Annotated in this window: 11 protein-coding genes; 10 read left to right on the forward strand and 1 reads right to left on the reverse strand. The window is 65.3% G+C overall.

Annotated elements, in window-relative coordinates; all coding sequences use genetic code 11:
• Positions 1-158 precede the first annotated feature (158 nt).
• Positions 159-1457 carry an MFS transporter gene (locus QX041_RS05365; RefSeq protein ID WP_315827426.1) on the forward strand — a complete coding sequence of 433 codons (1299 nt, stop codon included), beginning with the start codon at positions 159-161 and terminating at the stop codon, positions 1455-1457.
• A 246-nt stretch (positions 1458-1703) separates the two neighbouring features.
• Positions 1704-2084: a GlcG/HbpS family heme-binding protein gene (locus QX041_RS05370; RefSeq protein WP_316164637.1), complete on the forward strand. Its 381-nt coding sequence runs from the start codon at positions 1704-1706 to the stop codon at positions 2082-2084.
• A gap of 66 nt (positions 2085-2150) precedes the next feature.
• Here QX041_RS05370 and QX041_RS05375 read toward each other — a convergent pair whose 3' ends face one another.
• Positions 2151-3122: a LysR substrate-binding domain-containing protein gene (locus tag QX041_RS05375; protein WP_315718515.1), complete on the reverse strand. Its 972-nt coding sequence runs from the start codon at positions 3120-3122 to the stop codon at positions 2151-2153.
• A 156-nt stretch (positions 3123-3278) separates the two neighbouring features.
• Between QX041_RS05375 and QX041_RS05380 the strand changes: the two genes are divergently transcribed.
• The 8 genes from QX041_RS05380 (at position 3279) to QX041_RS05415 (ending at position 13527) form a co-directional block, all read left to right on the forward strand.
• Positions 3279-4733, forward strand: a complete 1455-nt coding sequence (locus tag QX041_RS05380) for an aldehyde dehydrogenase family protein (protein ID WP_316164638.1) — start codon at positions 3279-3281, stop codon at positions 4731-4733.
• A 30-nt stretch (positions 4734-4763) separates the two neighbouring features.
• Entirely contained in the window at positions 4764-6554 is a 1791-nt protein-coding gene (locus tag QX041_RS05385) for a thiamine pyrophosphate-binding protein (protein WP_315718513.1), read from the forward strand.
• Positions 6555-6596: 42 nt separating this feature from the next.
• Positions 6597-7835, forward strand: coding sequence for an ABC transporter substrate-binding protein (locus QX041_RS05390; protein WP_315827428.1), 1239 nt, complete (start codon positions 6597-6599; stop codon positions 7833-7835).
• Between the two features lie 46 nt (positions 7836-7881).
• On the forward strand, positions 7882-8751 hold the full coding sequence (locus tag QX041_RS05395) for a branched-chain amino acid ABC transporter permease (RefSeq protein WP_315739227.1): 870 nt from the start codon (positions 7882-7884) through the stop codon (positions 8749-8751).
• Positions 8748-11327: a branched-chain amino acid ABC transporter ATP-binding protein/permease gene (locus QX041_RS05400; RefSeq protein WP_315827429.1), complete on the forward strand. Its 2580-nt coding sequence runs from the start codon at positions 8748-8750 to the stop codon at positions 11325-11327. The genes QX041_RS05395 and QX041_RS05400 overlap by 4 nt, the downstream gene beginning before the upstream one ends.
• A 70-nt stretch (positions 11328-11397) precedes the next feature.
• On the forward strand, positions 11398-11820 hold the full coding sequence (locus tag QX041_RS05405; RefSeq protein ID WP_315827430.1) for a cupin domain-containing protein: 423 nt from the start codon (positions 11398-11400) through the stop codon (positions 11818-11820).
• Positions 11821-11830: 10 nt separating this feature from the next.
• Positions 11831-12820: an NAD(P)-dependent oxidoreductase gene (locus QX041_RS05410; protein WP_315827431.1), complete on the forward strand. Its 990-nt coding sequence runs from the start codon at positions 11831-11833 to the stop codon at positions 12818-12820.
• Positions 12817-13527 (forward strand): SDR family oxidoreductase, encoded by a 711-nt coding sequence (locus tag QX041_RS05415; protein WP_315827432.1) that lies wholly within the window; start codon positions 12817-12819, stop codon positions 13525-13527. The genes QX041_RS05410 and QX041_RS05415 overlap by 4 nt, the downstream gene beginning before the upstream one ends.

Consider the following 13527-nt stretch of genomic DNA (forward strand, 5'->3'; position numbering starts at 1 on the left):
AAGCTGTCGGCAATCATGATGGACACGACCGGCAGGCACGCTCGGAAAGTGCGCCTGCATGGTCCATGCGGCCACCCGATTGTACTGCACTCGCGCTTGTTCTCCCGGCCAACGAAGAAGCGCATCTGGTTCGAGTCCTGGCCTGAAAGTGAACGATCATGAAACTGGGCTGGTATTCCGAACTCGACGAGGTCGAACGCCGGACGTATTGGGCTTGCTTCGCGGGCTTTGGTCTCGACTCGCTGGATTCGACGATCTACGCGCTGGTCATCCCGGCGCTGATTGCAACAATCGGACTGACGCGCCCTGAAGCCGGCTATCTCGCGACCGCAGCCCTCGTCGGTGCAGCCATCGGTGGCTGGGGCGGGGGGATCCTTGCCGATCGCATCGGCCGCATCAAGGTCCTGCAACTGACGATCCTCTGGGTTGCCCTGTTCACGCTCGCATCGGCTTTCGCGACCGGCTTCAACTACTTGCTGATCGTGCGTTTTCTCCAGGGCCTCGGCTACGGCGGTGAGGCGGCCGTGGGTGGCGTCCTGATCAGCGAGGTCGTCAGGCCCGCGCTTCGCGGCCGGGTGGCCGCGTCGGTGCAGAGCAGCTACGCGGTGGGTTATGCGATTTCCGTCGCGCTGCTCCCCGTCATTTCATCGCTGTTTTCTGAAGAGCTCGGCTGGCGCGTGTTCTTTGCGGTCGGCATCGCGCCGGCCTTTCTCGTGTTCTTCATCCGCCGCCTTGTGCCGGAGTCCGGGCTTTATCGTCAAAGCCGCGCGGACGAGACAGCCGGACTGCCCGCCTGGACGATCTTCACCAGGGCCCATGTGCGGCGTACCGTGGCGGCGGTCACGATGGCCACCGGCATTTTCGGCGGTGCCTATGTGATGATCACGTGGCTGCCGACCTATCTGCGCACCGTCCTCAACCTGACCGTGGGGAGCAGTGCAGGTTATCTTGCCATGAACATCCTGGGTTCGTTGGTCGGACCGTTGCTCTATGGCTGGCTTTCGGATCGCACGGGCCGGCGTCCCGCGTTCATGATCTTCCTGCTATGCCAGGCCGTGAACGCGAGCATCTACCTGCTTGCTCCGATCGGCGCCAACGCGACGATCCTGCTCAGCTTCTTTCTGGGCGCGTTCCAGGGTGGGTTGGCATCAGGAATGTTGCCGACCTTTGCCGAATTGTTTCCGACCGAGATTCGTGCGAGCGGGCAGGGTTTCTGCCTCGGTGGCGGGCGTGGGTTTGGCTCGGTCGTGCCTGCGACCGTGGGCGTGCTTGCTGCGTCGCATCCTCTTGGCTTGTCGATGGGCCTTTGCGCGCTCGCCGCCTATGGACTTGCTTTCATCGCCGCGATGGCTTTGCCCGAGACGAGCGGCGCTGACCTGCAGCGTATGACTCCGTTGGAGATGCAAGCAGGGCAGCCGGGAGATCTCGGCAACCTCCAAGCACGGCCGTCGGAATGAGGAGGCTGAGAACGACACGCCTCGTCGAGCGAAACAAGGCGCCCAGGCTGGCCGACGAGAGCACGGAGAAGGCAACAGGGTCGGGAGGAAGACATGCACTATCGGACCATTTTGAGCGTCATCGCATGCGTCGCAGCTCTGCACTTATCGAACAGCCTCGCCCAGACATCGAACACCGACAATCCCAACGACGCGGTCGCGGATGCACTGACGCCGCCTCCTTATGGCGAGCCGATCAGCCTGGAGATGGCCAAGAAGGTGGCTGCTGCGGCCGTTGCCGAAACGACGAAGCGCAATTGGAACGCATTCTGCATCTCCGTGGTCAATCCGAGCGGCGATCTGGTCTATTTCGAAAAGCAGGACAATTGCCAATATGCGTCGATCGGCCTGTCTCAGCACAAGGCGCGCACGTCGGCACGTTATCGACGCCCCACGCTGGTGTTCGAGACGTTGCTGGGCAAAGGTGCGTATTTCGCCTATCTCGCCACGCTCGATGACATGATCGCATCGCGAGGCGGCAATCTGCTGGTCGTGGATGGCAAGATCATCGGTGCCGTCGGTGTGAGTGGTGGGTCGGGCGCCCAGGACAACGTCGTATCCCTGGCCGGGCAAGCGGCGCTGAAGTAGACGAGACCGGGCCGGAGGCGGGGCGTGATGCAGTCGCGACCGCCGGTCAGACGGTCGGCGCGTGCGCTAGGCCGCCGGCGGGATGGCGGAAGACATGGAGTCGTCGACCAAGCTGACGCCGCGCCATTGTCCGGATGTGACGAGCGTTCGCGCAGTATCCTGGAGTTCCTTGGCGACGGCGAGGGCTGCAGGCGCCAGCAGGTCCGGCTTGATCGAATAGACATAGTTGCGTCGCGTGATCCGGGCGTCCGAGATCGGCAGGGCGCGCCAGTCCTCGCTGCTTCGTCCTCCTGCCTGCAGCGCCGACATCGGCTTGATGGTGACCCCGATGCCCTCACCGACGCAGCTCATCACCAGCGAGAGCGAGTCGATCTCGGCGACCACATTCGGCGTGATGTTGCGCCGCTCGAACTCCGCAGCTACACGCCGGCGCAGGCCATGAGTTCCCGTCGGCAGGATCAGGGGCAGCTCTGCAACTTCTGCAACTGTGATGCTGCAACGGTGGCGCGGCACCAGCGGGCTGTCGGCAGGGAGAAGCACGAACAATTCCTCGTCGAGCAGCGGAATCGCGTCGAGCTTGGATGACACGTCGTTGTTGAACAGGATGGCCAGGTCGAGCTGGCCAAGCCGCATCATGTGGGCGATGTGGCCGCTCATTCCCTCGACGACGTTGAGCAGGATGCCGGGATATTTGGCGCGGATGCACTTGGTGAGCGGCAGCCCGATCGCGAGCACGGTCGTCGCGGGCAAGCCGACCGATACCATGCCGCTGACCTCTGCCGAATCCTGGCGGGCAATCGACAGCGCATGGTCGAGCTGCCGCAGCATGAACCGGGCGTGATGGTAGAGCGCAAGGCCGTTCTCGGTCGGGATCACGCCGCGCGAGGAGCGCTGCAGCAAGGGCCTGCCCACTTCCTCCTCGAGCTTTGCGATCTGCTGGCTCAGTGCGGGCTGCGCAACGAACAGGCAGCGCGACGCCTTCGACAGGCTGCCGCTCTCGACGATCTGGGCGAAATAGCGCAACTGACGCAAATCCATGAGCGGGAACCGCACTGCTTGGGAAGAACGAGACCTTGCCGCCGGGCTATATGCTCAGCTTATGGCAACTAATCCAAAACAGTATTTTTGCTAATGTCAATTTCTCTCTAAGGACGAGGGTAACAGGTGTGAAGACCCTTTGGGAGGAACCAGACGATGGCGGACGCTGCGGTTCAGGGACAGGCGTCGGCCGGTCTGCCATCGTGCCGCCTCTTGATCGCCGGGGAATGGGTGAATGGTCCGCACACCATCGCCGTGCTCGACAAATATCGCCTGCGGCCCGCCATGTCCGCGCATCTGCCGTCGCGCGAGCAGGTCCGCAGCTGCATTGTCGCCGCGGAGCGGGCGTTCGAAGCCAATGTACTGACGCCCTATGATCGCGGCCTCATCCTCGATCGCGCTGCGGTCGAGCTTGAGACGCGTGCGTCGGAGCTGGTGGAGGTGCTGCGCCAGGAGGCGGGCTTTCCACGCCGCGATGCAATGGGCGAAGTCCAGCGTTGTGCGACGACGTTTCGGCTCTCCGCCGAAGAGGCGCGGCGGCTGGCCGGCGAGATGGTGCCGATGGAAGGGGCCGCAGGCCAGAAGGGCCGCATCGGCTTCACCATCCGCGTGCCGCTCGGCGTCGTGGCCGCGATTACGCCGTTCAATGCTCCGCTCAATACGGTGGCGCACAAGGTTGCGCCTGCGCTGGCGGCTGGTAACGCCGTGGTGCTGAAACCGTCGCTGCATACGCCGATGACGTCCTGCATCATGGCGGAGTGCCTGATCGCGGCAGGTCTGCCATCGGGCCTGATGTCGGTGCTGCATGGCGATAGCGAGGTTGCCGATTGGCTGATGAGCGAAGCTGCCGTGAAGTTCATCGCTTTCACCGGCAGCACGGACATCGGCCGCATCATCCAAAGCAAGGCGGGACTGCGCCGCACGCAGATGGAGCTCGGCTCGATCTCGCACTGCGTGATCTGCGAGGACGCCGATCTCGATATTGCGTTGCCGAAGGTCGTCAACGCGGGCTTCCGCAAGGCCGGCCAGGTCTGCACATCGATCCAGGTGCTGCTGGTGCAGCGTTCGCTGATCGGGCAGGTGGAGCAGAGACTTTCAGAGCTCGTTGCCGGGCTGCCCTACGGAGACCCCGGCGAGGACGACACCGTTGTTGGGCCGGTCGTCAGCGAGGCCGCCGCGCAGCGCATCGAGTCCTGGATCGCGCTGGCCGAGCAGAGCGGCGCGCGGCGTCTGGTCGGCGGCGCGCGGGTGGGCGCCGTGGTTCCTCCCACGCTGCTCACGAATGTCGACAAGGCGACCCCGCTCGGCTGCCAGGAAGTGTTCGGGCCTGTGATGTGCGTCGCGCCCTTCGATGTGCTGGACGAGGCGATCGCGCGCGTCAACGACACACCTTATGGACTTGCCACGGGCATCTTCACAAAACGCCTGGACGAGGCTCTGCAGGCCGCGCGGCAATTGCAAGTCGGTGGCGTTCACATCAACGAGACTCCGAGCTCCCGCGTGGACCTTATGCCGTATGGCGGCTCCAAGGATTCCGGGTTCGGCCGCGAAGGGCCGCATTACGCGATCCGCGAAATGAGCGAAGAGCGTATCGTGACGATCCTCGCATGACGCGAACCGTCACCTGACAAGGATCTGACCATGACCAAGATGAAGGGCGGCGAAGTCATCGCCGAATATCTCGTCAAGCAGAAGGTGCCCTTCGTAATCGGCATCTGCGGACACGGCAATGTCGGCATTCTTGATGCGCTCTACCAGGTGCGTGACCGCGTCAAGCTGGTCTCGCCCCGCCACGAGCAATGCGCCGGCCACATGGCCGACGCCTATTTCCGCGTCAAACACAGTCCGGTCGCGACCCTGACCTCGACCGGGCCGGGCTCGGCCAACATGGTGATGTCGCTCGCAACTGCGTTGTCGGACTCCTCGAGCTTCCTTGCGATCACCGCCAATGTTCCGACGTCGCAGGCCAATCGCGCGCCGTTCCAGGAATTGTACGCGCACAACCAAGCCGATTTCGCCCAGGTGCTGCGCCCGGTGGTGAAACGCTCGTTCCAGCCGAGCCGCGTCGACATGCTGCCGCTGGCGCTGCGCCAAGCCTTCGACACCATGGTCACGGGACGTCCCGGCCCGGTCAATCTCGATATCCCGTACAATGTTTTCCAGGAGGAGGCCGACGTCGAGCTGCCGGCGCTGTCGCATGTTCACGGCAGTCACCGGCCGAGTGCGAGCGAGGCCGACGTCACCAGGGCGCTCGATCTGATCGAAGCCGCCAAGCGGCCGGTGTTCTTCATCGGGCAGGGCACGACCCTCTCCGAGGCCGGTCCCGAGATCGGCGCGCTGCAGAGCCGCCACGGCATTCCGGTCATCACCTCGCCCAATGGCATGGGCTGCGTGCCGGCGGATGATCCGTTGACGCTCGGCTTCATCGGCCGCAACGGCGCCTATCCGGCCAACCAGGCCGGCCGTCACGCCGATCTCGTGCTCTGCATCGGAACGCGTTTCGACGATCGCTCGTCCTCGAGCTGGCACCAGGGCTACTCGTGGAATTTTCCGTCGACGAAGCTGTTGCAGATCGACATCGATCCGGCGGAGCTCGGCCGCAACTATCCGCCGACGCTCGGCATCATCGCCGACGCCAAGACCTTCGCCGCGCAATTGCTCGCGGCGCTGGAGCGTCGCCCCGCGATCCGCCGCGAAAATTTCGCGGCGTGGCGCGACCAGATCGGGACCTGGAAGGCGGAGTGGGAGGCGTTCGTGCGGCCGCACTTCAGCGCCGACACCACGCCGATCCGGCCGGAATATGTCGTCGGAGCCCTGCAGGACGTGCTGCCGGACGACGTCATCCTGTCGCTCGATTCCGGCGTGCATCACAACTGGTTCATGCAGTTCTGGCAGCCGAAGCGGCCGCAGAGCATGCTGAACAGCTGGGGCTTTTCGTCGATGGGGTTCGGCGTCTGCGGCGTGCTCGGCGCGCAGCTGGCCGCGCCCGACCGTCCCTGCGTCGCCGTCGTCGGCGACGGCGGCTTCATGATGGCGCCCTATGTCGTCGCCACGGCCGTCGAATATGACCTGCCGTGCATCTGGATCGTCTGGAACAACTTCGCCTGGAGCGCGATCCGCGATCTGCAGTATGGCCTGTTCGAGGGCCGCGAGCTCGGCACCGCGTTCTATCGCGGCAATCAGGGGCCCGGCGGAGATCGCTACAACCCCGACTTCGCGGCCTGGGCGCGCGCCTGCGGCGCTGACGGCGTGACGGTGACCCGCAGCGCCGACCTGCGCGGTGCAGTCGAGACCGCGATCAAGAACCGCCGCCCCTGCGTGATCGATCTGCATGTCGACGCCGAGGTGCGCCCGCCATCGACGGGCACCTGGGAGCTGCCGCCGATCCCATTCAAGGAGCCGGTGTTCGGCAAGCCTTACAAACGCGACTGACGATACAAAACAAAGATAACAACATTGAGAGGGAGGAGCACCATGTTGAAGCGTGATCTGAACCGGCGATCCTTCATGCGCGCATCGGCCGGCGTGGCCGCCGCATCCATGCTCGGCGCCGGCGGTCCCGCGAGGGCCCAGTCCGACGGGCCCGTCCGCATCGGCATGATCTATGCTAAGCAGGGGCCGGGCGCCTCGATCGGTGAGTACCTGCAACGCGGCAGCGCGCTTGCGGTCGAGCAGGCCGGCGGCAAGGTGCTGGGCCGCCCGATCGAGCTGGTCTGGCTCGACGAGCCCAATCCCCAGGTGTCGCAGCAGAACATGCAGCGGCTTGTCGACGAGAGCAAGGTGGTCGCCGTGGTCGGCGGCAACTACTCGTCCTCGGCGCTCGCCATGATGAGCGTTGCCAATCGCGAGAAGGTGCCGCTGATCCTGACCGGCGCCGCGGCCAGCGAGATCACCGGCAAGAGCTGCAGCAAGTACACGTTCCGCACCCAGGCGACCGTGCCGGTCCAGATGGCCGGCCTGATGCCCTACGTCTCCAGCATCGGCAAGAAGGTCTATTTCATCACGGCGTCATATGCCTTCGGCCAGGACATCCTGCGCGCCTCGCGCGCGATGCTGAAGCAGGTCGGCGCCACCGAGGTCGGGGTCGACGAGGTGCCGATCAACACCGCGGACTACAGCTCCTACATCCTCAAGATCCGCCAGGCCAAGCCGGACGTGATCGTCGGCGGCCTGGTGGGCGGCGACTTCTCCAACTTCCTGAAGCAGTGGAACGAGATGGGGATGAAGGACAAGATCCCCTATGCGGCGGTCGCCGTCACCGACACCGATTTCTGGGACGTCGGGCCGCAGGCCTCGACCGGCATCTACATCAAGCCGTGGTACTACAACAATCCGAAGAATACCGCCGCCGAACAGAAGCTGATCGAGGATTTCAAGAAGAAGTACAATCAGCCGCCATCGGACAAGACGTGGTCGGGCTGGATCGGCATGCGGGCGCTGTTGGAATCGATCGAGGCGGCGAAGTCGACCGAGGCCGCTCAGCTCGTGGCGCATCTCGAGCAGTGGAAGAACACCGAAGGCGAGTTTCCGTTCTTCTTCCGCGACTGGGATCACCAGCTGGTGCGCCCGGCCGTCATCGTCCAGATCAAGAAGCAGATCACCGACAAGTTCGACTATTTCGACGTGCTGAAGAACACCTCGGCGACCGCCGAGGAGACGGCGAAGGCGTTCGGTACCAAGGAGGATATCGGCTGCAGCATGCCCTCGCTCTGAGGCGGCGGCGACCCTTGTTCTTGCAGCGTACTGACAGGCTCGAACGATGCTCGACACTCTCGTCTCCCAGGCGGCCAATGGACTCGTGCTCGGCTTCATCTACGTGCTGATCGCCGTAGGTCTGTCGATCACCTTCGGCCTGCTCGGCGTCATCAACTTCGCGCATGGCGCCTTCTTCGCGCTGGGGGCCTACGTGGCCTGGCAGCTGTTCCAGCTGTTCGGATGGAGCGCCGTGATCCTGGCGCCGCCGGTGGTCGGGCTGATCGGCATGGCTGTGGAGGTGACGATCATCCGCCGCCTCTACGGCAAGGAGCCGTTGCTCAGCCTGATCGTGACCTTTGCTCTGGCGCTCCTGATCGAAGCGGTGATCCGCTACGCCTGGGGCGCCGACGGCAAGCCGTTCAATCCGCCGCCGGCCTTTGCAGGGATCGTTGAAGTTGGTCCTCTCCTGATCACCAAATATCGCGTGGCCGTGCTGGGCGCGACCACGGCGACCTTGCTCGGCCTATGGGGCTTCCTGGCGTTCACACCCTATGGCCGGATCCTGCGTGCCGGCAGCCGGGACCCGGAGATGGTGGAATTGCTCGGCATCAATCTGCCGCGGGTGCTCACTGCGGTGTTCGGGCTCGGCTGCATGCTGGCGGCGATCGCCGGCGTGCTGGCCGCGCCGCTGTGGACGGTGTCGCCGTCAATGGCTGCCAATGCGGTGATGCCAGCGTTCGTGATCGTGGCCATCGGCGGCCTCGGCTCCTTTCGGGGCGCAGTGGTCGCCGGACTCGCGGTTGGAATCGTCACCTCGCTGACCATTCAGTTCTGGCCAGAGGCGGCCGCCGCATCGATGTATGCCTTGATGTTCGCGATCATGCTGCTGCGGCCGCGCGGGCTATTCGGCGAGCGCTGGGAGCGTTTCGAATGACGACGGTCAAGTCCGTGCTGCAGCGGCTCGCAAGTCACCCGGTGCTCGTGGCGGCCGCGATACTGGCGCTCGCCTCCGGCATCGCGCTCGCTGTGGGCATGCCGATCCATCGCGTCACCCAGATCGCGATCTACACGCTCTACGGCGCGGAGGTGAACTTCCTGATCGGCTATCTCGGCCTGGTGCCGTTCGGCGCCTCTTTTTTCTTCGGCTGCGCGAGCTATGCGCTGGCAATCGGCCTGGGCTTCATGCCGGCCGCCAATGAAATCACCGGTCTGGCGATCGCGGTGGCATTTTCGCTGCTGCTGGCGCTGATCGTCGGCGCCATCATCCTTCGCCGGCGCGGACTCTACTTTTCGCTGCTGACGCTGGCGTGCTCCCAGATCGCGTTCGAGATTGCGTTCAAATGGACCTCAGTGACCGGAGGCGAGAACGGCCTGCAGAACGTCGCGCGTCCGCTGTTTCGCTCCGCGCTTGCCTTCCACGGCTTCACGCTCGTCGTGGTGATCGGATCATTGTGGATGCTGTGGCGGCTGGCGCATGCGCCGTTCGGCCGGCTGATGCAGGCGTTGCGCGACAATGAGCAGCGGGTCGCAAGCCTGGGTTTCGACACCTACCGCACCAAGCTGATTGCGCTCGTCATTGCCGGCGGCGGCATCGGCGTCGCCGGCGGTTTGATGGCGCTGCTGCTGCAGGGCGTCTACGCCAACAATCTGAACTGGGAGCATGCCGGTGATCCGGTGCTGATGGCGGCGCTCGGCGGCGTGCATCATTTCCTGGGGCCGCTGTGGGGTGCCATCGTCTTCATCGTCTTGGAGGACCGGCTCAGCGCCGTCACGGAGAATTGGTGGCTGATCTTCGCCCCCATCATCATCGCCTTCGCGCTGCTGTCAGATGAGGGTATTCACGGCATCTTCCGGCGTATCGCCGGCCGCAGCCGCTGGACCCTGACGCGCAATGTCATTCCACCGCGGCCGCGCGACATCGTTCCCTATGCGCCGGATCGTGCACGTCAGGCTGCGGCGACGGCCTCAGAGGTGCCAATTCTCGCGATCCGCAACCTGTCCAAGCATTTCGGCTCGATCGTGACCCAGAACGACGTGTCCTTCGAGATGAGCCGCACCGGACTGCACAGCCTGATCGGCCCCAACGGCGCCGGCAAGACCACGTTGTTCAATCTGCTGACCGGTGTGCTCCGGGCCAACGCCGGCACCATCCTGTTCGAGGGCATGCCCATCGATCAGCTGTCGCCGTACAAGCGCGCGCGGCTCGGCATCGCCCGCTCGTTCCAGATCCTGAGCGTCTTTCCCAACCTCACCGCATTCGAGAACGTGCGTATCGCGGTCCAGGCTGCCAACCGGCAATGGACAGGTCTTTGGCGCGATGCCTATGACGATGCGGCTGCAAACGCGAAGGTGTGGTCGCTGCTCGATGCCGTAGGCCTCGCCGATCGCGCCGCCGAGCTTTGCTCCGCGCTGGCGCATGGTGAGAAGCGGCTCTTGGAGATCGCGGTGTCGCTCGCGATCGATGCCAAGCTCCTGCTGCTCGACGAGCCGCTGGCCGGTCTGGCGGAGTCGGACCGCAAGGTCGTCGGCGAGCTGATCATGCGGCTGGCGAAGTCCCATGCCGTGCTGCTGATCGAGCATGACATCGACCGCGTGCTGGCGATGTCCGATCGGATCACGGTGCTGCATCAGGGGCGGCTGATCGCCGACGGCAGGCCGGCGGACGTGGCGGCCCATCCGGACGTCGTCACGGCCTATCTCGGCACCGCCCATGGCCAGGTCGCGGCGGCTCCGTCGCGGGCCACCAACGTGACGCCGCTGCCCGGCAGCGTCGCCGCCGAGCCGCTGCTCAGGTTGGAAGGCGTGCGCGCCGGCTACGGCGGTGGCACCGTTCTCGACGGGCTCGACCTGGCCGTGCGGCCGGGCGAAGTGGTGGCGCTGCTGGGGCGCAACGGCGTCGGCAAGACCACCGCGCTGCGGGCCATCACCGGCACGGTGCCGGCGAGCGGCGGCCGCATCATGTTCGACGGCAGGGAGCTCAACCGGCTGCGGCCGGACGAGATCAACCGGCTCGGCATCTCGCTGGTGCCGGAAGGACGGCGGCTGTTTCCGAACTTGACCGTGCAGGAGAATCTCAAGCTCGCGACCCGCGCCGGCGGCGCGTCGCTCGACGACGTGTTCGATCTGTTCCCGAAGCTGCGCATCCTGCACAAGGCGCGTGCCGAAAATCTCTCCGGCGGCGAGCGGCAGATGGTGGCGATCGCGCGCGCGTTGATGGTGCCGAGCCGGCTGATTCTGCTCGACGAGCCGTTCGAGGGCCTGGCGCCCGCCGTGGTGCAGGAGGTCCGCGACGCCGTGTCCAAATTGAGGTCGCGCGCGAGCCTCGTCATCGTGGAGCATCATGCCGAGAGCGTGCTGGCGATGGCGGACCGCGCCTATGTGCTGGTGAATGGGCGCGTGGCCCATGTCGGCGATGCTGCCGCGCTCGCGGCCGATCACGAGCTGCAAGGGCGTTTGCTTGGCATCACTCAGACCGCTGATGCAGTGCAACGCGCGGCAAACCGGTCATGAGCAGCTGCGAGTTCGTGACCATCGGCACCGGCTGGCCGGCCCAATCTGAACCTTCCTGAGGAGATGAGACATGACCATCGTCGTTCCCGGACCGAACGCCTCCGCGAATGCGGCGACAGAGAAGAAGGCGGTGACGCGCAATCTCGCCGAGATTTTCTGGACCCAGTATCCGGGCCACTATAACCAGGCGCTGTCGAAGGCGATCGTGACGCCGGACACCACCGGCAGCCGCTTCTTCGACCATCGCATCTCCTCCTACGAGCCCGGCGCGCATGTCGAGAGCCATTCCCACAAGGTGCAGGAGCAGATCTATCACGTGCTGTCGGGCGAGGGCATCCTGATCCTCGACGGCGAGCGCCGGTTGGTCCGTGCCAATGACGTCACCTACATTCCGCCGGGCGTGGTGCACGAATTCCACTGCACCGGCAACGACCCGCTGCTGTTCCTCGTGATCACCAGCCCGCCGACCGATGAGGAGCCGGCGCCGCGGTGAGGGGCCGGGCATGACCACGAGCAAGACCATCCTGGTCACCGGCGCCTGCGGCTGGCTCGGCTCGGCGATCGTGCAGGCGCTGCTCGCCCGCGGCGATCGCGTCGTCGCCATCGACCTGATGGTCTCGCCGGCCATGGCCGCACTCGCCTCGCAACAACAGCTGCTCGTCACCGCGGCGATCGATCTCGGCGAATGGCATGAGGTGTTGCGGGCGTTCCAGACATTTCGTCCCGACGCCGTCATCCACGCCGCCGCGGTGGTCGGCGTGGTTCAGGCCGCGGATATCCCGCTGAAGGCGCTGCGGGTCAATGTCGAGGGCGCGATCAACCTGTTCGAGGCGATGCGGCTCTCCGGCGTCCGGCGCGTCGTGCAGATCTCGACCGAGGAGACCTATGGCGACTTCCAATCCGCCGTGATCGACGAGGAGCACCCACAGAAGCCGGCCAGCGTCTACGGCGTGACCAAGCTCGCAGCCGAGCACTATGGCCGCGTCTATTCGCGCGATCACGGCCTCGAATGCATCAATGTGCGGACCTGCTGGGTCTACGGACCGCATCTGCCGCGCCTGCGCATGCCGCGCACCTTCATCGAGGCCGCGTTGCGCGGCGAGCCATTTCATCAAGAGGACGGCGGCAATCTCGCGGTCGATCAGGTCTATATCGACGATACCGTGGCCGGCGTGCTGCTCGCGCTCGACAAGCCGCATCACAGCTTCGACGCCTACAATGTCGCGACCGGAGTGGCTCCGACGCTGCGCGACACGGCCGACGCCGTCAATCGCGCCATTCCCGGTGCGAGGATCACGGTCGGCGACACCGGTCCCTATCATCATGGCGGCCGCGTGCTGAGCGCCGTCAAGGGCGCGCTCGACATCGGCCGCGCCAAGGCGGAGCTCGGCTACCAGCCGCGCTACGATCTGCAAAAAGGCATCGAGGCGACGATCGAAGCGACGCGGGCCGCGATGGCGAAGACACCATCTGCATCAGGGAATCGAAAATGACCACCTCTTCTCCGATCGTTCTCATCTTCGGCGGCTCCCGCGGCATCGGCGCCGCTTGCGCGCAGGCGTTTGCAGTCGCCGGCTGGCAGGTGGCCTCGACCTACGCCACCAGCCCGTCGGACGGAGGGCCCGGCAGGCAATATAAGGTCGACATCCGCGATGCCGCGTCGGTCGTGCAGGTCTTCGCGCAAGTTGCCGCCGACTTCGGTGGTGCGCCGCAGGCCGTCATTGCCAACGCCGGCATCAACGTGCCGGCAGGTCCGCTGGCGAGCTTCAGGCCGGAGGACTTCCGGCTGCTGATGGAGGTCAACGTCGTAGGTGCCTTCAACGTGCTGGCGGAGGCAGCGCGGCGCGTGCGCGACGGCGGCGCCATCGTCGCGATCACGACGTCGCTGGTCCGCCACGCGGTGCCGGGCACCGGGCCCTATGCGGCGACCAAGGCAGCGGTCGAAAGCCTGGTGCGGTCGATGGCGAAGGAGCTCTCGGCGCGCGGTGTTCGCGTCAATGCGGTGGCGCCCGGTCCCGTCGACACCGAACTTTTCAATGCCGGCAAGACCGAGGAGGCCAAGCAGCGCATGGCGGCGTTGAGCCCGTTCAATCGCATCGGCAAGCCGGGCGAGATTGCGGAGGTGGTGCGCTTCCTGGCCTCCGGCGAGGCCTCCTGGATCCAGGGACAGATCGTGCAGCCCAATGGCGGCATGGTGTGA

The sequence above is a fragment of the Bradyrhizobium sp. SZCCHNRI2009 genome (assembly GCF_032485115.1).
GTDB lineage: Bacteria > Pseudomonadota > Alphaproteobacteria > Rhizobiales > Xanthobacteraceae > Bradyrhizobium.

What these genes read in the sequence shown, in the direction of transcription:
- QX041_RS05365 (WP_315827426.1), top strand. Translation starts at nt 159, where the DNA reads ATGAAACTGGGCTGGTATTCCGAACTCGACGAGGTCGAACGCCGGACG.
- QX041_RS05370 (WP_316164637.1), top strand. Translation starts at nt 1,704, where the DNA reads ATGGCCAAGAAGGTGGCTGCTGCGGCCGTTGCCGAAACGACGAAGCGC.
- QX041_RS05375 (WP_315718515.1), bottom strand. Translation starts at nt 3,122, where the DNA reads ATGGATTTGCGTCAGTTGCGCTATTTCGCCCAGATCGTCGAGAGCGGC.
- QX041_RS05380 (WP_316164638.1), top strand. Translation starts at nt 3,279, where the DNA reads ATGGCGGACGCTGCGGTTCAGGGACAGGCGTCGGCCGGTCTGCCATCG.
- QX041_RS05385 (WP_315718513.1), top strand. Translation starts at nt 4,764, where the DNA reads ATGACCAAGATGAAGGGCGGCGAAGTCATCGCCGAATATCTCGTCAAG.
- QX041_RS05390 (WP_315827428.1), top strand. Translation starts at nt 6,597, where the DNA reads ATGTTGAAGCGTGATCTGAACCGGCGATCCTTCATGCGCGCATCGGCC.
- QX041_RS05395 (WP_315739227.1), top strand. Translation starts at nt 7,882, where the DNA reads ATGCTCGACACTCTCGTCTCCCAGGCGGCCAATGGACTCGTGCTCGGC.
- QX041_RS05400 (WP_315827429.1), top strand. Translation starts at nt 8,748, where the DNA reads ATGACGACGGTCAAGTCCGTGCTGCAGCGGCTCGCAAGTCACCCGGTG.
- QX041_RS05405 (WP_315827430.1), top strand. Translation starts at nt 11,398, where the DNA reads ATGACCATCGTCGTTCCCGGACCGAACGCCTCCGCGAATGCGGCGACA.
- QX041_RS05410 (WP_315827431.1), top strand. Translation starts at nt 11,831, where the DNA reads ATGACCACGAGCAAGACCATCCTGGTCACCGGCGCCTGCGGCTGGCTC.
- QX041_RS05415 (WP_315827432.1), top strand. Translation starts at nt 12,817, where the DNA reads ATGACCACCTCTTCTCCGATCGTTCTCATCTTCGGCGGCTCCCGCGGC.